The organism is Paractinoplanes atraurantiacus, assembly GCF_900215205.1.
GTDB lineage: Bacteria > Actinomycetota > Actinomycetes > Mycobacteriales > Micromonosporaceae > Actinoplanes > Actinoplanes atraurantiacus.
Window position 1 is genome coordinate 147,451 of sequence record NZ_OBDY01000012.1, and the last position, 18,143, is coordinate 165,593.

General features: G+C 71.7%; 19 protein-coding genes and 1 riboswitch. Of the genes, 12 read left to right on the plus strand and 7 right to left on the minus strand.

The features are described from left to right. Window positions 1-57 precede the first annotated feature (57 nt). Genes CRP55_RS25935 through CRP55_RS25950 form a run of 4 tightly spaced genes read right to left on the minus strand, consistent with a single transcriptional unit; the run spans window position 58 to window position 4,454 of the window. The gene (locus CRP55_RS25935; protein ID WP_097322738.1) at window positions 58-678 is read right to left on the minus strand and encodes a GTP-binding protein; all 621 of its coding nucleotides are present in this window, start codon (window positions 676-678) and stop codon (window positions 58-60) included. Continuing rightward, window positions 659-1,021, minus strand: coding sequence for a DUF742 domain-containing protein (locus CRP55_RS25940; RefSeq protein ID WP_097322739.1), 363 nt, complete (start codon window positions 1,019-1,021; stop codon window positions 659-661). Before CRP55_RS25940 ends, CRP55_RS25935 begins: the two co-directional genes overlap by 20 nt. A gap of 32 nt (window positions 1,022-1,053) precedes the next feature. Beyond that, window positions 1,054-1,461 (minus strand): roadblock/LC7 domain-containing protein, encoded by a 408-nt coding sequence (locus tag CRP55_RS25945; RefSeq protein ID WP_097322740.1) that lies wholly within the window; start codon window positions 1,459-1,461, stop codon window positions 1,054-1,056. Continuing rightward, window positions 1,461-4,454 carry a nitrate- and nitrite sensing domain-containing protein gene (locus tag CRP55_RS25950; protein WP_097322741.1) on the minus strand — a complete coding sequence of 998 codons (2,994 nt, stop codon included), beginning with the start codon at window positions 4,452-4,454 and terminating at the stop codon, window positions 1,461-1,463. The genes CRP55_RS25945 and CRP55_RS25950 overlap by 1 nt, the downstream gene beginning before the upstream one ends. Before the next feature lie 409 nt (window positions 4,455-4,863). Between CRP55_RS25950 and CRP55_RS25955 the strand changes: the two genes are divergently transcribed. The 11 genes from CRP55_RS25955 to thiC all read left to right on the plus strand — a co-directional run bounded on the left by CRP55_RS25955 (window position 4,864) and on the right by thiC (window position 14,184). Beyond that, window positions 4,864-5,985, plus strand: a complete 1,122-nt coding sequence (locus CRP55_RS25955; RefSeq protein ID WP_179855344.1) for an ABC transporter substrate-binding protein — start codon at window positions 4,864-4,866, stop codon at window positions 5,983-5,985. Further along, window positions 5,982-6,731: an ABC transporter ATP-binding protein gene (locus tag CRP55_RS25960; protein ID WP_097322742.1), complete on the plus strand. Its 750-nt coding sequence runs from the start codon at window positions 5,982-5,984 to the stop codon at window positions 6,729-6,731. The genes CRP55_RS25955 and CRP55_RS25960 overlap by 4 nt, the downstream gene beginning before the upstream one ends. 106 nt (window positions 6,732-6,837) lie before the next feature. Further along, on the plus strand, window positions 6,838-8,031 hold the full coding sequence (locus tag CRP55_RS53230; RefSeq protein WP_097322743.1) for a hypothetical protein: 1,194 nt from the start codon (window positions 6,838-6,840) through the stop codon (window positions 8,029-8,031). Window positions 8,032-8,107: 76 nt separating this feature from the next. Then, complete coding sequence (locus tag CRP55_RS25970) at window positions 8,108-8,542, plus strand: ribonuclease domain-containing protein (protein WP_097322873.1); 435 nt, start codon at window positions 8,108-8,110, stop codon at window positions 8,540-8,542. A 125-nt stretch (window positions 8,543-8,667) separates the two neighbouring features. Further along, a riboswitch (TPP riboswitch) is annotated at window positions 8,668-8,777 on the plus strand. Then, complete coding sequence (locus CRP55_RS25975) at window positions 8,771-9,349, plus strand: thiamine phosphate synthase (protein WP_245923379.1); 579 nt, start codon at window positions 8,771-8,773, stop codon at window positions 9,347-9,349. Its footprint overlaps the riboswitch before it by 7 nt. Further along, entirely contained in the window at window positions 9,346-10,341 is a 996-nt protein-coding gene (thiO, locus tag CRP55_RS25980; RefSeq protein ID WP_097322745.1) for a glycine oxidase ThiO, read from the plus strand. Before CRP55_RS25975 ends, thiO begins: the two co-directional genes overlap by 4 nt. After that, a complete protein-coding gene (gene thiS / locus CRP55_RS25985) occupies window positions 10,341-10,541 on the plus strand; it encodes a sulfur carrier protein ThiS (protein WP_097322746.1) in 201 nt (66 codons plus the stop codon). The genes thiO and thiS overlap by 1 nt, the downstream gene beginning before the upstream one ends. A gap of 2 nt (window positions 10,542-10,543) precedes the next feature. Then, complete coding sequence (locus tag CRP55_RS25990) at window positions 10,544-11,284, plus strand: thiazole synthase (RefSeq protein WP_097322747.1); 741 nt, start codon at window positions 10,544-10,546, stop codon at window positions 11,282-11,284. After that, complete coding sequence (locus tag CRP55_RS25995; RefSeq protein WP_097322748.1) at window positions 11,278-11,838, plus strand: thiamine phosphate synthase; 561 nt, start codon at window positions 11,278-11,280, stop codon at window positions 11,836-11,838. Before CRP55_RS25990 ends, CRP55_RS25995 begins: the two co-directional genes overlap by 7 nt. Beyond that, entirely contained in the window at window positions 11,835-12,593 is a 759-nt protein-coding gene (gene thiD, locus CRP55_RS26000) for a bifunctional hydroxymethylpyrimidine kinase/phosphomethylpyrimidine kinase (protein WP_097322749.1), read from the plus strand. Before CRP55_RS25995 ends, thiD begins: the two co-directional genes overlap by 4 nt. Window positions 12,594-12,660: 67 nt before the next feature. Continuing rightward, complete coding sequence (gene thiC, locus CRP55_RS26005) at window positions 12,661-14,184, plus strand: phosphomethylpyrimidine synthase ThiC (RefSeq protein WP_097322750.1); 1,524 nt, start codon at window positions 12,661-12,663, stop codon at window positions 14,182-14,184. Here the strand turns inward: thiC and CRP55_RS26010 are convergent. Next, window positions 14,181-15,827, minus strand: coding sequence for an ABC-F family ATP-binding cassette domain-containing protein (locus CRP55_RS26010; protein WP_097322874.1), 1,647 nt, complete (start codon window positions 15,825-15,827; stop codon window positions 14,181-14,183). The two genes, thiC and CRP55_RS26010, sit on opposite strands and share 4 nt — an antisense overlap. 32 nt (window positions 15,828-15,859) lie before the next feature. Beyond that, on the minus strand, window positions 15,860-16,465 hold the full coding sequence (locus CRP55_RS26015; RefSeq protein WP_097322751.1) for a class I SAM-dependent methyltransferase: 606 nt from the start codon (window positions 16,463-16,465) through the stop codon (window positions 15,860-15,862). A gap of 95 nt (window positions 16,466-16,560) precedes the next feature. On the opposite strand from CRP55_RS26015, the gene CRP55_RS26020 reads away from it, so the two are divergent. Then, window positions 16,561-17,352, plus strand: a complete 792-nt coding sequence (locus CRP55_RS26020; RefSeq protein ID WP_097322752.1) for a hypothetical protein — start codon at window positions 16,561-16,563, stop codon at window positions 17,350-17,352. On the opposite strand, the gene truA is transcribed toward CRP55_RS26020, so the two are convergent. After that, entirely contained in the window at window positions 17,330-18,139 is an 810-nt protein-coding gene (gene truA, locus CRP55_RS26025; protein WP_097322753.1) for a tRNA pseudouridine(38-40) synthase TruA, read from the minus strand. The genes CRP55_RS26020 and truA overlap by 23 nt on opposite strands. Between the last annotated feature and the right edge of the window lie 4 nt (window positions 18,140-18,143).

Below are 18,143 nucleotides of genomic sequence, written 5' to 3' on the forward strand. Positions count from 1 at the left end.
ATGTCGCAGCCGGGTGGGGTGTACGCCCCACCCAGATGCGACATCGCCTTCAAGAGGTCAGCCGACCGGCGCTGGGTAGCCGCCTGACTGCTCGGCCACCAGCGTTGCCATGGCGTGCTCGACAACTCCTACCAGCACCTGCTTGACCGACTCGCGATGGCGGGCGTCGCACATGATCAGCGGGACGTGTGGCGGGATCGCCAGCGCCTCGCGGACCTCGTCGGGCTCGTAGCGGGGCGCGCCGTCGAAGCAGTTCAGCGCGACCAGGTACGGCAGGTGACGGTTTTCGAAGTAGTCGAGCGGCGCGAACGCGTCGGCGATGCGCCGCGTGTCGACCAGCACTGCCGCACCGACGGCGCCGCGGATCAGCTCGTCCCACATGAACCAGAAACGGGTCTGACCTGGGGTGCCGAAGAGGTAAAGGATCAGGTCGTCGGCCATGGTGATGCGACCGAAGTCCATGGCGACCGTCGTGGTCCCCTTGCCGGGCACCTTGGACGCGTCGTCGATCCCCTGGCCGGCCGAGGTCATCACGGCCTCGGTCGTCAGCGGCTCGATCTCGGAGACCGCACCGACCAGCGTCGTCTTGCCGACGCCGAAACCTCCGGCGACGACGATCTTCGCGGAGGTGATCTCCTTGGGTTGCGCCCCCGCCCGCTCAGAGCTTGCGAAGTCCACCTAACACCCTTTCCAGCAGGTCCATCCGCTCCGTGAACCCAGTCTTGGGAGCGGCGCTGTGCAACGACAGCAGCCCGTCGGCCACCATGTCCGCGACGAGCACCCGCGCGACACCCAGCGGCAACCGGGAGAGCGCGGAAAGCTCGGCGAGGGACTGCGCTTTCGCCTCGCACAGAACAGCGATGCGGTATTTGTCATGCCCGGCGAACCGGGCCTCTTGCAGGCCGGCCTGGCTGGCTACCAGGACCGCTTCGATCGGGATGTCCCGGCGTGGTTCCGTCCGCCCGCGGGTGACCGCGTACGGGCGCACAAGGTTGCCTCTCGGGTCCTGTGGCTGTCCCATCCGCTCCTCACCCCGTTCCGGCGGTCCGGCCTCTAATGACTGACTGCTTCACGCGCGACCGGCGAGAGCGCCGCGCCGACCCGCTCGACCAGCAACGCCATCTCGTATCCGACCTGGCCGACGTCGCAGCTGCGGGCGGCGAGCACGGCCATCGCGGAGCCGTCGCTGATCGACATGAGGAAGAGGTATCCGCTCTCCATCTCGATGATCGTCTGCTGGACGGTGCCGGCGTTGAACATGCGTGAGGCGCCGTCGGTCAGGCTGACCACGCCGGAGGTGATGGCGGCCAGCTGGTCGGCCCGGTCGGCGGGCAGGTCGCGTGAGGCGGCCAGCAGCAGCCCGTCGGCGGACACGGCCACGACGTGGGCGATGCCGGCCACGCTGTTGGCGAAGTTGTTGAGCAGCCAGCCCATGTCCTGCATGGTGGGGGGCCTGGTCACTAGTCGGTCTCCTTAGCCTGGGAGGCGGCGGACTCGGCGGTGCCGTCCGTCCGCCCGCGTTGCACTCCCCGGTGGTACGCGGACAGCAACCCGCGGACCTCGTCGGGGCTGCGGCGGTTCTGCGCCTTGGGTCCCGGCTGCACGCCGCCGGGCACGAGCTGTGCCTGCGGGACGCGCTTGGGGAGGCCGGATCTCGTGGTCCCGGCGTCGACCGGCTCAGCCGCCGCCATGGCCCGTTTCCATCCATCGTCCGCCGCTGTCTTCCACCGGTCCTCCTCAGCAGGACGCTGTCTCGGAACCGACGGTCCATTGTGCCCGGTGGCCGTCGGCGCCGGTTTCTCGGGCTTGGGAGCGGGCGGCGGCGGTGGCGACACGGGCGCCGGAGCGGCCGGAGCCGGAGCCGGAGCCGGAGCCGGGGACGCCGGGGCGGCGGCCGGGGCCGGGGCGGCGGCGGCCGTCGGCGCGGCGGGGGCCGGGGCCGCGTTGGGCGGGGGCGCGTAGCCCGCCGTCGGCATGCCGAACTGCTCCTGGCTCGCCCCGTCGTGGTTGCGGAACCAGCTCTGCTGCATCTGAACGAAGATCGGGGAATCGTTGCGGTCCTCGACCGGCGCCGCCATCGGCTGCGCCGGCACCGGGGGCATCGCGGCGAGCGCCGCACCCCAGCCACCGGTCGGCGCCGAGACGGGCGGAGCGGAGACCGGCGGGGCCGAGACCGGAGGGGCCGAGACCGGAGGCGTCACGGTCGGCGTCTGCATCGTCGGGGTGAAGCCGTTCATCGTCGGCGCGTTCTGCGTCTGCGAGATCGTCTTCGAGACCCGGGTCGGCAGCGGCGGGCGGTTCGGCGTCGGCCGCACCTCGGGGTCGCTCGGCGGGCGCTGCGACGGGAAGACCGGCAGCTGCGGGTGCGACGGCATCTCCTGCACCGGCTCGGGGGCCGGCGGCTCGATGGTCGGCAGCGTGGCCGTGGCCGCGCGAGAGGCCCGGCCGTCCCAGCCACCGGACGGGGCCGCGCCCAGCTCCGGGCGCGGGCCGCCGCCGAACGTGTCGTAGCGGCGCGGCGTGACGACGATGCTGCTCGGCAGCGTGACCTGGGCGACCGTGCCGCCTTCGAGGTTGGCCCGCAGCTCGACCTTGATGCCGTAGCGCGAGGCGAGCCGGGACACCACGGCCAGGCCCATCAGGCGGAACGCCGCGACGTCCACGCTGGGCGGCTCGGCCAGGCGGCGGTTGAGCTGGTCCATCTGCTCCTCGGACATGCCGAGACCGCGGTCCTCCACCTGGATCACGACGTAGTCGCGGATGCGGCGGCCGTCGGCGACCACGACGGTGGTCGGCGGCGAGAAGCGGGTGGCGTTGTCGAGCAGCTCGGCCACGAGGCGGACCACGTCGTTGACGGCGAGCGCGGCGATCGAGACGTCGGTGTCGACAGTGCCGAACTCGATGCGGTTGTAGAGCTCGACCTCGGACTGCGCGGCGCGCAGCGCGTCGACGACCAGCGCGTCCTCGCGCCGCGGCGGGCTCGAGTCGGCGCCGGCCAGCACGAGCAGGTTCTCGTCGTTGCGGCGCATCCGGGTGGCCAGGTGGTCGAGCTCGAACAGCTGCGCGAGCCTCTTCGGGTCCTCCTCGTTGCGCTCGATCATGTCGAGCTCGCCGATCATCCGGTCGACCAGCGACTGCGAGCGGCGGGCCAGGTTGAGGAACATGGTCGAGACGCTGGTGCGCAGCGCGGCCTGCTCGGCCGCGATGCGGACCGCCTCGCGGTGCACCACGTTGAAGGCCTGGGCGACCTGGCCGATCTCGTCGCGGTTGGGCAGCTGGATCGGCTCGCGCACCTGGCGGACGATGTCGTCGGCGCCACCCTCGCCGAGGTTCTTGGCGTCGCGGAGCTTGGTCACGGCGTCGGGCAGGTCGCGGTTGGCCACGGCGAGCGCGCCCTCACGCAGCCGGCGCAGCGACATGTTGAGCGAGCGGGCCAGGATCACGGCGAGCGCGATGGCGATGATCAGCACGATCACGACCAGGGCCGACTCGATCGCGGCCTGGCGGACGACGGAGTCGCGGTCGTCGCCGGTCGCCTTCACGATCTTCGCCTCGAGCTGCTGCTCGGCCCAGCGCATCAGGTCGACCACGGCGCCGAACGCCTCGGTGATGTCGGCCGCGGGCACGCTCTCACCGCGGCCGAGCTGGGTGGCGACGCCGTCGACCAGGTTGACCGCGTCGCCGCTGACCACCTTGTCGGCCAGGGCGCGCTGCTCGGCGCTGGCGACCAGGGAGAAGGTGGTCAGCGCCTCCTGCTGGCTGGTCTGGGTGGCGATGAAGGTGACCCGCTGCTCCTCGCTGAGGTCGTCGGCGACCCGCGCGGCGTACGAGACCGCCTCCTGCTCGGCCGTGCCGGCCTTGGCCCGGGCGAACGCGGAGAGCGCCCGCAGGCTGTCGGCGATGTCGCCGTCGCCGGCCAGCTGGCTGACCGAGTCGCCGTACGCGACCAGGTCGGTGATGACCACGCCGTAGCGGGAGACCGCCTCGGCCACGGCGATGCCCTCGTGCTTGCTGACCGCCGTGCGGGTGGCGTCCATCGTGTTGAGGTGGTCGTCGATGCGCGCGAGACGGTCGGCCACGGCGCCGGGCGAGTCGTCGACGCCGGCCCGGTGCGAGCGGTAGACGGCGATCTGGGCGTCGCTGTTGCGCACCGCGGCGTCGTAGGCGTCGGGCTTGGCGCCGGCCGGTGCGGCCAGATAGGCCGCGGCGGCCATGCGCTCGGTGTGCAGCAGCTGCGTCAGCGCCGAGATGTCGGTGTCGAGCTTGGTGAGCTCCTCGACCTGACCGGCGGCCGACGCGCGCTGTCCGATGTCGACAAGGCGCGTGGTGGCGAGAACGATTACTGCGGCCAGGGGCACGAGGAGGATCAGCGCCAGCTTCGAACGGATGCGCGCATCCCGAAGCCGGGGGAAGACACCACGGCGTGCCACCTGGGTCGAAGATCCGGTGCTCACGACTTCTCCTCCGTGGTCATCCCCGTGTCTCCGTGCCCGCCTGAGCGCTGCGGCCCGGGAATTTCATCAGAACGGACATTGGTTTGGGAAGTCCGGAAACTCCTCGAAACGAACTCCCCGCCCGACTGTTGGATGCATTGCCAGTTCCACAATCGACATTCACACCTCTTTGACGTGCACGAATATGCCGACCACGACAATCCGTGATGACCCGGTCACGATCAAACTGCAAGATTCCAACCAATATGTGAGACAAGCGTCTCGCTCCATCGATGGACCTCTGCTTGACCAGGGGCCCTCACGTTGGCAAGGTTTGGCGCGTTCGAACGGACATCTTGTCCGTATCGCCTTTCTAGGAGGCACCGCAGTGCGGCTCCCCCGCATCACCGCGGCATATGCCGTGGCCTCGATGCTCCTCGTCGCCGGTGCGGCCGGCTGCTCCTCGGACGACGGCAAGCCGGCAGCGTCCGAAGTGATCACGATCGCCGCCGACCTCGACAACTCGTCGCCCGTCGACATCGCGTACGCGCGCGCCCTTCAGCTGCGGATCGAGCAGGTGAACGCCTCGGGCCAGCTCGGCGACCGGCAGCTGCGACTGACCACACAGGACAACCGGAACGACCCGACGTCCTCGATGCGCAACATCGGCGCGTTCGCCGACGACCGCTCGGTCGCCGCGATCGTCTCCGGCGCCTGCGACCAATGCGTGGTCGGCGCGGCCAAGACGATCAACGACAAGAAGGTGCCGACCATCTCGCTGGGCGCCTCCGAGGAAGTCGTCAACCCGGTTTCCAGCCGTCGGTACATCTTCAAGATCGGCCCGAACTCGGCCGACAACGCGTCGGCGATGGTGTCCGAGCTGCGCAAGGCGAAAACCAAGAACATCGGCGTCCTGTACGCCGACGACCTTTACGGGCGCGGCGCCCAGAAGGCGCTGTTCACCAAGACGACCGGCACCGGCATCACGTCGGTGGGAGCCCGCGCGGTCAAGCCGACCGCCACCGACATCACCCAGGCGATCGGCACGCTGGCCGCGCGCAACCCGAGCGCCATCGTCGTGCTGACCGCACCCGACCTGGCCCAGCTGGCCGCGGTCAACCTGAAGCAGGTCGGATACAAGGGCCGGGTGTATTTCGACGCCGCGGCCGCCGGCGACCTGTTCATCCCGGCCACCGCCTCCTCGGCCACGAACAACGTCCGGATGGTCTTCACCCAGATCCTGGCGATCGACGACGTCATCGCGACCACGCCCGCGAAATCCTCGCGCAAGCAGTGGTTCCGCGACTACACCTCGCGCTACGGCAGCTACTCGGGCGTCGCCGCCTTCGCCGCGGACGCGGTCGACCTGGTCGCCGACGCGGTGGCCCGGGTCGGCGCCGACCGCGAGGGCATCCGCGACATCCTGGAGACCTCGCAGGTCGACGGCCTCTCCGGGCCGCTGCGCCTGACCCCGGACAACCACTCCGGCCTGATGCCGCAGGCGCTCACCGTGCTGGTGGCCCGGGCCGGCCGCTGGCGGCTCGCCTCATGATCCGCATCGAGAACGTGTCGCGCACCTTCACCGGCCGCTCGGGCACGGTCGAGGCGCTGCGCGACGTGAGCCTCACCGTGGCCGACGGCGAGTTCGTGGCCGTGGTCGGCCGCTCCGGCTGCGGCAAGTCGACGCTGCTGCGGCTGATCGCCGGCCTGCTCCCCGCGACCGGCGGGCAGATCGAGGTGTCCGGCGAGCGGGTGGTCAAGCCGCGCCGCGACGTGGCCATGATGTTCCAGCGCCCGGCCCTGCTGCCGTGGCGGTCGGTGCTCGACAACGTGCTGCTGCCGGTGCAGATCTTCGGCTGGCGCAAGGCGGAATACGTGTCCCGCGCCCACGATCTGCTGGCGCTGACCGGCCTGACCGGCTTCGAGAAAAGGCTGCCGCACGAGCTCTCGGGCGGCATGCAGCAGCGGGTGGCGCTGTGCCGCGCGCTGATCGGCCGCCCCCGCGTGATGCTGATGGACGAGCCGTTCTCGGCGCTCGACCCGCTGATTCGCGAGGAGCTGTCGGTCGAGCTCCAGCGCATCCACATGGAGCAGGCGCCGACCACGGTCTTCGTCACCCATTCGATCGACGAGGCGGTGCTGCTGGCCGACCGGGTGGTGGTGCTGAGCCCGCGGCCGGGCCGGGTCCGCGAGATCCTCGACGTGCGCATCCCGCGCCCCCGCACGCTGGGCCGCACGGCCAACCTCGAAGAGGTCGCCCGCTGCAGCGCCCAGCTCCATGATCTCTTGATGGCGTGACGAGATCACGCTGCGTACAAGAGTGTTCTAAGCGGGATTTTGGACTGCCTTAAGAATCGGACGTCCCAGTGGCGTTCACGGGAGAGGATTCCGTAACGTGCCGGGCATGACTTTCCGCACCTGGGCGAAGTTGTTGGGAGCCTCGTTCGGCGTTGCCGCGCTGGCCGGGGCTTCGCAGCTGGGCCTGGCCTACGGGTTGGGCGTCCTGCGCTTCTCCCGCGTCGTCGAGGTCACCGCGCGTGACGAGTGGATCGCCCAGCTGGCCTGGGTGGCGTGGTTCGCGATGACCGCCGCCGCGATCGGCGCCGTCGTCGCCCGCACGCAACTGCCGAAACGCGCCCCCGCCGGCGCCCGCTTCGTCCCGGCGGTGGTGGCCGGCTTCGGCGCGGCCGCGATCCTGCCGCTCACCATGCAGCCGGCCCGGGCGGCCGAGGTCACCGGCGTCGACCCGGTCTTCGTGGTCGGCGCGTGCGCGGCGCTCGGTGCGGCGGTGGGCATCTTCGCGGCGTACGCGGCCCTGCGCAGTGCCGTCGCCCGCTGGAGCATCCTGACGCTGACGGTCGCGACGTGGGTGATCGCGCTGGTCTCGGTGGCGCCGTCGCTGAGGCCGGGTCAAGAGCCTGCTTCCGTACGCCTCGGCGTGCTCGACGTGAGCGTTCTGCCGGACAAGGTGGTCGATCAGGCCGCGCTGTTCACGATGCCGGCGCTCGCCCTGATCAGCGGCCTGGTGATCGGCCTGATCGCCCGCCGCGGCCGGCACTCGCTGGTCGCGATCGCGCTCTCCGGCCTGCCCGGCCCGGCGCTGCTCACGGTGGCCTACCTGATCGCCGGCCCCGGCGCGGGCGCCGACCGCTACCAGGAGGTTCCGTACTGGGCGGCGATGACCGCCGCGGGCGCCGGCGTCTTCGGCTCCGTGCTGGCCGCGGTCTTCCGGCGCGGCCCGGCCGGCTCGGCGGCGGAGGCTCCGCCCACTCCCGACCGCCCGCCGCTGCCCCAGCGCGACGCCCAGCCCCACTCGGCGATCGCCCAGGCCGCCGGCGGCCCGTCGGCCAATGCCCCCACGGGCCCGCTGCCCGGCGCGGGTGCCGCCCAGGCCATCACCGGCCGCGCGAACGTCGCCGCGGCCCGGGCCTCCGTGGCCGCCCGCGCGTCGGCCGCCGCCCAGCGCCCCGAGCACGAGCTGCGCCCGTCCGACACCGGCGTGCTGCCGACACCGTCGTTCGACGGCTTCACTCCGCCCCAGCCCCGCCCGGGCAAGGAGAACGAGCTGTCCGACTGGGTGGGCGGCCTCGGCCGGTAACGCATAGGCAAACGTCAATGGAATGATGCGGCCGGGAGGTACCGCGAGGCCCTCCCGCCGTCGCACGATGTCGTCCATGACCGCTGACCGGTACCCTCGCCTCCGCCGGTTCCTCACCGGCCTCGCCCTGGTCGTCGCCCTCTCCGGCACCGCCCTGGTGGCGCCGGCCGTGGTGGCGCCCACGACCACCGACGCGGCCCAGGCCGCCGTCCACTCGACCTGCACCATCTCCCGCTGCTCGGCCGCCCGCACGACCCGCACGGGATGGTCCACCCTGGGCTGGCCCACGAGCAGCGGCTGGTACGCGTGGCCGTACGGCCAGTACAACTACACGGGCGGCACGTTCCAGAACCGCGAGAAGCAGCTCCCCGTGAACGCCACCTACAGCGAATACGACGTCTACGCCCGCACCCGCGGGGCGGCCCGGGACGCCTACCGCATCGTGGTCAACCGCTCCACAAGGGAGACCTGGTTCACCCCCGACCACTACGTGACGTTCTACAAGCTCTAGCCCCGGATGCACGCTGTGGCTGGGTGATTTCGGCGGACATGTCGGTCCTTTCTCGGTGGTGATGGGGAGACGTCCGGCACAGGGAGCGCTCTAGCTTTTCTCGTCGCGGACCGGTTATGGTCCGAGCACAACCCCACGGGAGTCCGGTGCACCGGGCTGAGAGGGGGGCTGGGAGCCCCCGACCGTCGAACCTGATCCGGGTCATGCCGGCGCAGGGAGGAGCGTTCGTTGTTTCCTCGATTGCATGTAGTCACCGACTCGCTCGATGTGGTGCGAGGGGTGGTCGGCCACGGGCCGGTCGCCGTGCAGGTGCGGGTGAAATCGTCCGATCGGGCGGCCTACGAGCTGACCGTGGCCGCTCTCGACGTGTGCCGGCGTGCCGGTGACGCGCTCTGCCTGGTCGATGACCGGGTGGGTGTGGCTCTGGCCGCCGGCGCCGACGGTGTCCACGTGGGCGCCGAGGATCTTCCCGTGGCCGTCGTGCGGCGGGTGCTGGGCGCCGGTGCGGTTGTGGGGGCCACGTGCCGTACACCAGAAACCGCTTTGAAAGCCGTCGCCGACGGCGCGTCCTATCTCGGCGTGGGGCCGGCGTTCGCCACCGTCAGCAAGGCGGGGCTGCCCGAGCCGTTCGGGCCTGAAGGGGTCGCGAAGGTCGTCGCCGCGGTGCCCGGCACGCCGGTCGTCGCCATCGGCGGGGTCACGGTCGAGCGGGTCGCGTTGCTCGACTCGTACGGGGTCGCGGCCATCTCGGCGATCGCCGGTGACCCGTCCGGCGCCGCGGCCGCCTTCCAAAGGGCGCTGGCATGAGCGACGTCGCGGTCGTGGGTGGCGGGATCATCGGCCTGTCCATCGCCTGGCGGCTGGTCGAGCGCGGCCGGGACGTCACGGTCTTCGACGACGGTGACGAGGGCGCCTGGCATGTCGCGGCCGGCATGCTCGCGCCGGGCGGCGAGTCGGCGTTCGAAGATCCCAAGCTGGTGCGGCTGATGGAGCGGTCGGCCGATCTGTGGCCCGGCTTCGCGGCCGAGCTCGGCGTGGACGTCGGTTACGACGACACCGGCACGTTGAGCCTGGCCATGACTGCTGACGACGTGGCCGAGGCGGCCCGCGTCTGGACTCGGCAGCAGTTGCCGCTGCTGCGCCCGACGGAGCTGCGGGAGCTGGAGCCGGCTCTTTCCCCTCGGGTACGCGCCGGCGTCCACTCGCCGCGGGAGCGTCAGGTCGACCCGCGCCGCGTGGTCGCCGCCCTCCGCGAAAAACTGCACGACCGGATCGTGCCGAAGCGGATCGAGTCGTTGTCCGATGTGGATGCCACGACGGTCGTCGTGGCGGCCGGTTGCGGCACCGCGCGGCTCACCGGTCTCCCCGTACGGCCGGTCAAGGGTCAGGTCCTGCGGTTGCGGGGTGAGCCCGGTCTGCTGCGGCACGTGCTCGACGCGACGGTCGACGGCAGATCGGTCTACGTCGTGCCCCGGCGGGACGGTGAGATCGTCGTCGGCGCCACCCAGGAGGAGCGCACCGACCGGCTGGTCACCGCGGGCGGCGTCTACGACCTGCTGCGGGCCGCGATCGAGCTGGTGCCGGGCCTGGCCGAGCTGGAGCTGGCCGAGACGACCGTGGGCCATCGGCCCGGAACACCGGACAACGCACCCATGATCGGCTTCTTCGGGGACGGACACATCGTCGCCGCTGGACACCACCGCAACGGCATTCTCCTCGCCCCGGTGACCGCCGAGCTCGTCGCCGATCTCGTCGTGGAGGGCAGGGAATGCCCCGACTTCGATCCGAGGAGGTTCTGATGCGGCTGACGGTCAACGGGCGCAGCTTCGAAGCCGAGACCAAACTGTCGGTCCTGGCCCTGGTCGAGACGCTCACCGAGGCCCGGCGCGGCGTCGCGGTCGCCGTGAACGGCGAGGTGGTGCCCCGCTCGACGTGGAGCGCGGTGCCGCTGGCCGAGGGCGACGCGGTCGAGGTGCTGACCGCCGCGCAGGGGGGCTGAAGATGTTCGAGAAGTCGAGGCTCATCCTCGGTACCGGCGGCGCCAACAGCCTGGCCGCCCTCGAGGAGGCGATCGTCGCCTCCGGGACCGACCTGGTCACGGTCGCCCTGCGCCGGGTCGACGCGGCCGGTCCGGGCCTGCTGCCGATGCTCGACCGGCTCGGTGTGCGGGTCCTGCCCAACACGGCCGGCTGCTACACCGCGGGCGACGCGGTGAAGACGGCCCACCTGGCCCGCGAGGCCTTCGAGACCGACCTGATCAAGCTCGAGGTCATCGGCGACGACCGGACCCTGCTGCCCGACGGTGTGGAGCTGCTGCGCGCGGCCGAGACGCTGGTCGGCGACGGGTTCACGGTGCTGCCGTACACGAGCGACGACCCGATCCTGGCCCGCCGCCTGGCCGACGTGGGCTGCGCGGCGGTGATGCCGGCGGGCTCGCCGATCGGCTCCGGCCTCGGCATCTCCAACCCGCACCACATCCGGCTGATCCGGCAGAGTGTCGACATCCCGGTGGTGCTGGACGCGGGCATCGGCACGGCCTCGGACGCGACGCTGGCGATGGAGCTGGGCTGCGACGCGGTGCTCATCGCGAGTGCGATCACCCGGGCCGACGATCCGGCGGCGATGGCGGCGGCGATGCGCCACGCGGTCCTGGGCGGAAGGCTGGCCTACACGGCCGGGCGCATTCCGCGGCGCTTCCACGCGGTGGCGTCCACATCGGACGAAGGGCTGGCCCGATGGTGATTCCGGGCGGGCTCGTCGTACTCACCGATCGGCGGTCCGCCGCCGGGCCGCTGGTTTCGGTGGTCGAGGCGGCGATCCGCGGCGGCGCGGCGTGGGTCATCCTCCGGGAGAGAGATTTGCCGTACGGCGAAAGGGCCGCGCTCGCTGGGGAACTGCGCGCGCTGCTGCCGCCGGGCCGGTTGATCGTCGCGGGGCCGGATCCGCTCGGCGGCGACGCCGTGCACCTGGCCGAGGCCGATCCGCCGCCGCGCGCCGGCGTCAAGGTGGTCGGGCGGTCGGCGCACGGGACCTGTCAGACGTCCACTGAGGACTATGTGACGCTGTCGCCGGTTTTCCCGACCAAGACCAAGCCGGGGTACGGGCCGGCGCTGGGGCCGGAGAAAGCGGCGGCGCTCGCCGGTGACGTGCCGTGGCTGGCGCTGGGCGGCATCGACACGCCCTCACGGGCGGCCGCCTGCATGGCCGCCGGGGCGCGGGGCATCGCCGTGCTCGGGGCCATCATGCGCGCCGACGATCCGGAACGGGCCGCGGCGGACCTGGCGGCCGCACGATGACGCCGCCCGTCGTGCTGACCATCGCCGGCTCGGACTCCGGCGGCGGCGCCGGCATTCAAGCCGACCTCAAGACCTTCGCCGCCCTGGGCGCCTTCGGCACTTCCGTCATCACCGCCGTCACCGCCCAGAACACCCTGGGCGTCACCGCCATCCACCCCATCCCGATCGACATCGTCGCCGCCCAGCTCGACGCCGTGCTGGCCGACTTCCCCGTCGCCGCCGTGAAGGTCGGCATGATCGGCGACCCCGCCGTGGCCGCCCTGATCGCCGGCAGGGCCACCCAGCTGCCCAACCTTGTCATCGACCCCGTGCTGGTCGCCACGTCCGGCGCCCGGCTCGCCGACACCGCGGCCGTCGCGCCCCTGGCCTCGTACAACTGTGTCCTGACCCCGAACCGGCAGGAAGCCGCCGCCCTCACCGGAAGCCCGGTCGAGACGGCCGAGGAGATGGTCTTCGCGGCCGAGAGTCTGGCCAAGCGGGGCGCGCGCGCCGTGGTGGTGACCGGCAGCGAGACCGCCGCCGACGTCCTCTGGCATGACGGCACCGTCGAGACGTTGCACGGCGAGCCGGTGCCGACCGCGAACAACCACGGCTCGGGCTGCACCTTCTCGTCGGCCATCGCGGTCCGTCTCGCGGCCGGCGATCCGGTGCCGGTGGCCGTGCGGGCGGCCAAGCGTTACGTCAGCGCCGCGCTGGCCGGCGGTCGCGACTGGCGGCTGGGCGCCGGGCCCGGCCCGCTGCACCACTTCATTTAAGAAAGCCGCAGCGCGGGTCCCGTGCTGCCGTTCGCCGCCGGTTTTGTCACTATCTGGGAGGAAAAGCATGAGGCGCAAGGTGTACGTCGAGGGACCACGGCCCGACATGAAGGTGCCCTTCTCGGAGGTCGTGCTGAGCGACGGGAACGACCCCGTGCGGCTCTACGACACCTCGGGTCCGGGCAGCGATCCGGCCGTCGGGCTGCCGCCGTTGCGGAAACCGTGGGCCGGCGGCCGCACCCAGCTCGCCGCCGCCCGGGCCGGCGAGACGACACCCGAGATGGAGTTCGTCGCCGTCCGCGAGAACGTCCCGGTGGAACTGGTCCGCGATGAGATCGCGGCCGGCCGGGCCGTGATCCCGGCCAACGTCAACCATCCCGAGTCGGAGCCGATGATCATCGGCTCCCGCTTCCTGGTGAAGGTCAACGCCAACATCGGCACCTCCGCGGTGACCTCGTCGGTCGCCGAGGAGGTGGAGAAGATGACGTGGGCGACCCGCTGGGGCGCGGACACCGTGATGGACCTGTCGACCGGCCCGCGCATCCACGAGACCCGTGAGGCGATCATCCGGAACGCGCCGGTACCGATCGGCACGGTGCCGATCTACCAGGCGCTCGAAAAGGTCAAGGGTGACCCGGTCAAGCTGACCTGGGAGCTGTTCCACGAGACCATCATCGAGCAGGCCGAACAGGGCGTCGACTACATGACGATCCACGCCGGCGTGCTGCTGCCGCATGTGCCGCTGGCCGCCGACCGGGTCACCGGCATCGTCTCCCGCGGCGGCTCCATCATGGCCGCCTGGTGCCTGGCCCACCACGAGGAGAACTTCCTCTACACCCACTACGACGAGCTGTGCGAGATCTTCGCCGAGTACGACATCACGTTCTCCCTGGGCGACGGCCTGCGCCCCGGTTCGATCGCCGACGCCAACGACGCGGCCCAGTTCGCCGAGCTGCGCACGCTGGGCGAGCTGACCCACCGCGCCTGGGCGTACGACGTGCAGGTCATGGTCGAGGGCCCCGGCCACGTGCCCATGCACAAGATCAAGGAGAACGTCGACCTCCAGGTCGAACTGTGCGGCGGCGCCCCGTTCTACACGCTGGGCCCGCTCGCCACCGACATCGCCCCCGCCTACGACCACATCACCTCGGCCATCGGCGCCGCGATGATCGGCATGTTCGGCACTGCGATGCTCTGCTACGTCACCCCCAAGGAGCACCTGGGCCTGCCCGACAAGGACGACGTGAAGGCCGGCATGATCGCCTACAAGATCGCCGCACACGCGGCCGACCTCGCCAAGGGCCACCCCGGCGCCCAGGCCTGGGACGACGCCCTGTCCAAGGCCCGCTTCGAGTTCCGCTGGGAGGACCAGTTCGAGCTGGCCCTGGACCCGGAGACGGCCCGCGCCTACCACGACGAGACTTTGCCGGCCCCGGCCGCGAAGACCGCACACTTCTGCTCCATGTGCGGCCCCAAGTTCTGCTCCATGAAGATCAGCCACGAGCTGAAGGCCATGGGCATGCAGCAGAAGTCCACCGAGTTCGTCGAGTCCGGCGGCAAGGTCTACGTCCCCCTCACCGCACAGCCCTAGCGGACGTCCCAGACCGGCTCCGGGGTCTCCACCACCTCGCCGTCGCCCTGGAAGAGGACGAAGCGGTCGAAGGAACGCGTGAACCAGCGGTCGTGGGTCACCGCTATCACCGTGCCCTCGAAGGAGCGCAAGCCCTCTTCCAAGGCCTCGGCCGAAGCCAGGTCGAGGTTGTCGGTCGGCTCGTCGAGCAGCAGGACCGTGGCGCCGGAGAGCTCCAGCAGCAACACCAGGAAGCGGGCCTGCTGGCCGCCGGACAGGGTGCCGAAGCGCTGGTCGCCCTGTCCGGCCAGCTCGTAGCGGTTCAGCGCCTTCATCGCGCCGGCCCGGTCCATGCCCGAGCGGTGGTCGTCGCCTCGCCAGAGAATCTCGACCAGGGTGCGTTCCTGCAGCTCGGGGCGGTCGTGGGTCTGCGAGAAGTGGCCGGGGCGCACGCGCGCGCCGAGCCGGGCCACCCCGTTGTGGGCCACGTGGGCCAGCGGCGCGCCGTCGACCGGCTTGTTCTCCGCCTCGGGGTCGGTGCCGCCCGCGGCCAGCAGGCGCAGGAAGTGTGACTTGCCGGTGCCGTTCGCGCCGAGCACGGCCACCCGGTCGCCGTACCAGATCTCCAGGTCGAACGGGAACGTCAGGTCCTCCAGCTCCAGCTGTTCGAGGATCACCGCTCTTTTCGCGGTACGGCCGCCGCGGAGGTTCATGCGCAGCGACTGGTCCTTCGGGGGCAGCGGCGGCGGGCCGGCCTCTTCGAACTTGCGCAGCCGGGTCTGCGCGGCCTGGTAGCGCGAGGCCATGCCGGAGTTGTAGGCCGCCTTCTGCTTGTACATGAACATCAGCTCGCGCAGCTTCTGATGCTCCTCGTCCCAGCGGCGGCGGTTTTCCTCCAGTTTGGAGTGGCGGTGCACCCGCGCCTCATGCCATGAGGCGAAGCCGCCCGGATGGGTCCACGCGCTGCCGCCCTCGACCGCTACCACGCGGTCGGCCGTCTGGGCCAGCAGCTCGCGGTCGTGCGAGACGTAGAGCACCGATTTCGGCGACTCGCGCAGCCGCGACTCGAGCCAGCGCTTGCCGGGCACGTCGAGGAAGTTGTCGGGCTCGTCGAGCAGCAGGACCTCGTCGTCGCCGCGCAGCAGCAGGTCGAGCGCGAACCTCTTCTGCTGCCCGCCGCTGAGGGTCCGCACCGGACGGTGCCGCACGTCGTCCCACGGCTTGCCGAGGATCGCCACGGCCACGGTGTCGAAGAGCACCTCGGCGTCGTAGCCCCCGGCCCCACCCCAATGGGCCAGGGCATTGGCGTACGCCAGTTGGCTGCGCTCCGATTCACCGAGCGCCGCCGCGGCCTTCTCGAGCCGCTCCCCCGCCTCGGACAGCGCCGGTTTCACCAGCGAAAGAGCGAGGTCGGCCAGCGTACGGTCGTCGCCGATCATGCCGATGAACTGGCGCATCACGCCGAGCCCGCCGGAGCGCGCGATGCTGCCTTCCGGGGTGGACAGATCGCCCGCGACCAGCCTCATCAGCGTGGTCTTGCCCGCGCCGTTCGGCCCGACCAGGGCGACTTTCGCCCCCTCGCCGACCCGGAACGAGACGTCGGCGAACAGCCGCCGCCCGTCGGGCAGCACGAATCCGGCGCCGGCGACATCCACGTACCCCATGGCCGACATCCTCCCTGGCGCCCAGCCGGAAGTCAGGCGGTTTTCTCCGGGGACGTGACGCGCAGCACCCGGAAGCCCTTCTTGCTGGCGACCCGCGACACTTCCCAGCCCTCCGCGACGAGCCAGGCGTGCAGCGAGTCGCCGCCGAGGTTGCGGTTGATCACCAGCCAGGCCACGCCGCCGGGGGCGAGCCGGGGCAGCCAGCGCTGCATGATCGCGTGCAGTTCGGCCTTGCCGACGTGGGTGGGCGGGTTGCTCCAGATCTCGTCGAACGTCACGTCGGCCGGCACCTCGTCGGGCGCGGCGACGTGGACGGTCAGGCCGAGCGAGGCCGCGTTCTCCACGGTGAGCTGCCGGGCCCGCGAGTTGACGTCGACGGCGTGCACGACCGCCCCGGGCGCCGTGCGGGCCAGCACGCACGCGATCGGCCCGTAGCCGCAGCCGAGATCGAGCAGCACCCCGCCGGTCGGCAGGTCACCTTTCTCCAGCAGTACGGTCGTGCCGGGGTCGAGCCGTCCCGACGAGAACACCCCGGCCGCGGTGGCCAGCTTGTAGTCCTGGCCCGAGACGCTGAACCGGATCTCGCGGCGCTGGTCGGGCGTGGTCGGCTCGGCGCTGAAGTAATGGTCGGCGGTCACCGGTCAAGTCTGCCGGTTTTCACCGCGTCACCAACCTCCGGGGTGCCGCACAAACTGTGCGTTCATTGATCACCATGCGCTCCTAGCGTGGCCGCATGCGGTACGGCACCCCTTCCCGACCGGCCCACCGCGCGACCGCCGACGGCGGCCTGGCCCTGGTCGCCCGCGGCCTGGGGCCGGCCGGGCAGCACCGCCCGGACCCGCCCCGGGCCCGGCGCCGCGCCCGTGCGGAGCCGTTGCGCCCGTTTCAGCTGCTCACCCGCGGCCTGGCCGCCCTCATCCTGTTCGCCCTGCTCGGCATGTTCGGTTTCCTGGTCTTCGCCGACCGGTTCCGGGACCGGGCGCCGGCCACCACCCTCGCGCCGGCCGAGGTGGCCCAGCCGCAGACGCTCTCGCTCGGCTCGGTCTTCGGGGAGCGGGACGAGGTGCGCCCGGAGGGCGCGGCCGGTCCGTACGCCATCGATCTGCGCCACATGAGCGCCGACTGTGCCGAGGCGACCACGGGTGAGCTGGGCGCCCTGCTCGACCGATACGGCTGCCGCGAGGTGGTCCGGGCCGGCCTGATCGCGCCCTACCCGGGCTACCGGGTCACGGCCGGCGCCTTCGACCTGGCCGACGCGGCCGGCGCGACCGAGGTCGAAGATCTGCTCCGCGGCCTGGTCGAGGGCGGCGACGGCGGGTTCGCGACGCTGCCCGCCGCCGAGGCCGGCACGACCACGCCGCAGGTGGGCTGGCACGCCCGGGGCCACTTCCTGCTCTACTGCGTGATCACCCGGGCCGACGGCCGGCTCGTGCCCAGCGACGATCCGGTGGCCGTCCGGATCACCGCCGAGATCATCGACACCCACCTGGCCGAGTCGCTGCTCAGGCCCGTAGTCGCCGGGTAGCTTCGGCCCGTACGGCGTAGTCGGCTTCGGCCGGATAACCCACCTCGACCAGCGTCAGCCCGTGGGCCGGGGCCACCGTGACCTCGCTGGAGCGTTCCGTGCGGGTCAGCAGGGTGGCCGGCCAGCCCGGGTCGCGGCGGCCGTCGCCGACCGTCAGCAGGGCGCCGACCAGGCTGCGGACCATCGACTGGCAGAACGCGTCGGCCTGCACCGTGGCCACGCAGACGCCGTCCGGGTCGCGCCGCCAGTCGAGCCGGTTGATCGCGCGGATCGTGGTGGCGTGCTCCTTGCGCTTGCAGTACGCGGCGTAGTCGTGTTCGCCGGTGAGCCACTGCGAGGCCGCGTTGAGCCGGTCCAGGTCGAGGGGGCGCACCCAGCCGATGGTGTCGTGCCGGCGCAGCGGCTCCGGCCCCCACACGGTGTCGGCGACCCGGTACTCGTACCGGCGGAAGGTGGCCGAGAAGCGCGCGTCGAAGGTGGCCGGCACCGGCCGGATCGCGCGGACCCGCGCGTCGGGCGGCATGAGCGCGGCCAGCCGCCGCATCAGCGAGGCCTCGAGTTCCTCCCACGCCGGCACGGGCAGGTCGATGTGGCAGACCTGGCCGGAGGCGTGCACCCCGGCATCGGTCCGTCCCGCGACCGTCAGGCCCAAAGAAGAAGCGTCGACGAGCCGCCCGAGCGCCTCGACCAGCACGCCGGCGACGGTCCGGCGCCCGGGCTGCGCCGCCCACCCGGAGAAGTCGGCCCCGTCGTACGACACGTCCAGCCGCAGCCGGATCGATTCCATCTCT

Excerpts from the sequence above, each read along its gene's own strand:
- CRP55_RS25995 (WP_097322748.1), top strand. The coding sequence starts at position 11,278 with ATGGTGATTCCGGGCGGGCTCGTCGTACTCACCGATCGGCGGTCCGCC.
- CRP55_RS25970 (WP_097322873.1), top strand. The coding sequence starts at position 8,108 with ATGACCGCTGACCGGTACCCTCGCCTCCGCCGGTTCCTCACCGGCCTC.
- CRP55_RS25940 (WP_097322739.1), bottom strand. The coding sequence starts at position 1,021 with ATGGGACAGCCACAGGACCCGAGAGGCAACCTTGTGCGCCCGTACGCG.
- thiD (WP_097322749.1), top strand. The coding sequence starts at position 11,835 with ATGACGCCGCCCGTCGTGCTGACCATCGCCGGCTCGGACTCCGGCGGC.
- CRP55_RS26010 (WP_097322874.1), bottom strand. The coding sequence starts at position 15,827 with ATGGGGTACGTGGATGTCGCCGGCGCCGGATTCGTGCTGCCCGACGGG.
- thiC (WP_097322750.1), top strand. The coding sequence starts at position 12,661 with ATGAGGCGCAAGGTGTACGTCGAGGGACCACGGCCCGACATGAAGGTG.
- thiS (WP_097322746.1), top strand. The coding sequence starts at position 10,341 with ATGCGGCTGACGGTCAACGGGCGCAGCTTCGAAGCCGAGACCAAACTG.
- CRP55_RS25955 (WP_179855344.1), top strand. The coding sequence starts at position 4,864 with ATGCTCCTCGTCGCCGGTGCGGCCGGCTGCTCCTCGGACGACGGCAAG.
- thiO (WP_097322745.1), top strand. The coding sequence starts at position 9,346 with ATGAGCGACGTCGCGGTCGTGGGTGGCGGGATCATCGGCCTGTCCATC.
- CRP55_RS25990 (WP_097322747.1), top strand. The coding sequence starts at position 10,544 with ATGTTCGAGAAGTCGAGGCTCATCCTCGGTACCGGCGGCGCCAACAGC.
- CRP55_RS26020 (WP_097322752.1), top strand. The coding sequence starts at position 16,561 with ATGCGGTACGGCACCCCTTCCCGACCGGCCCACCGCGCGACCGCCGAC.
- truA (WP_097322753.1), bottom strand. The coding sequence starts at position 18,139 with ATGGAATCGATCCGGCTGCGGCTGGACGTGTCGTACGACGGGGCCGAC.
- CRP55_RS25960 (WP_097322742.1), top strand. The coding sequence starts at position 5,982 with ATGATCCGCATCGAGAACGTGTCGCGCACCTTCACCGGCCGCTCGGGC.
- CRP55_RS53230 (WP_097322743.1), top strand. The coding sequence starts at position 6,838 with ATGACTTTCCGCACCTGGGCGAAGTTGTTGGGAGCCTCGTTCGGCGTT.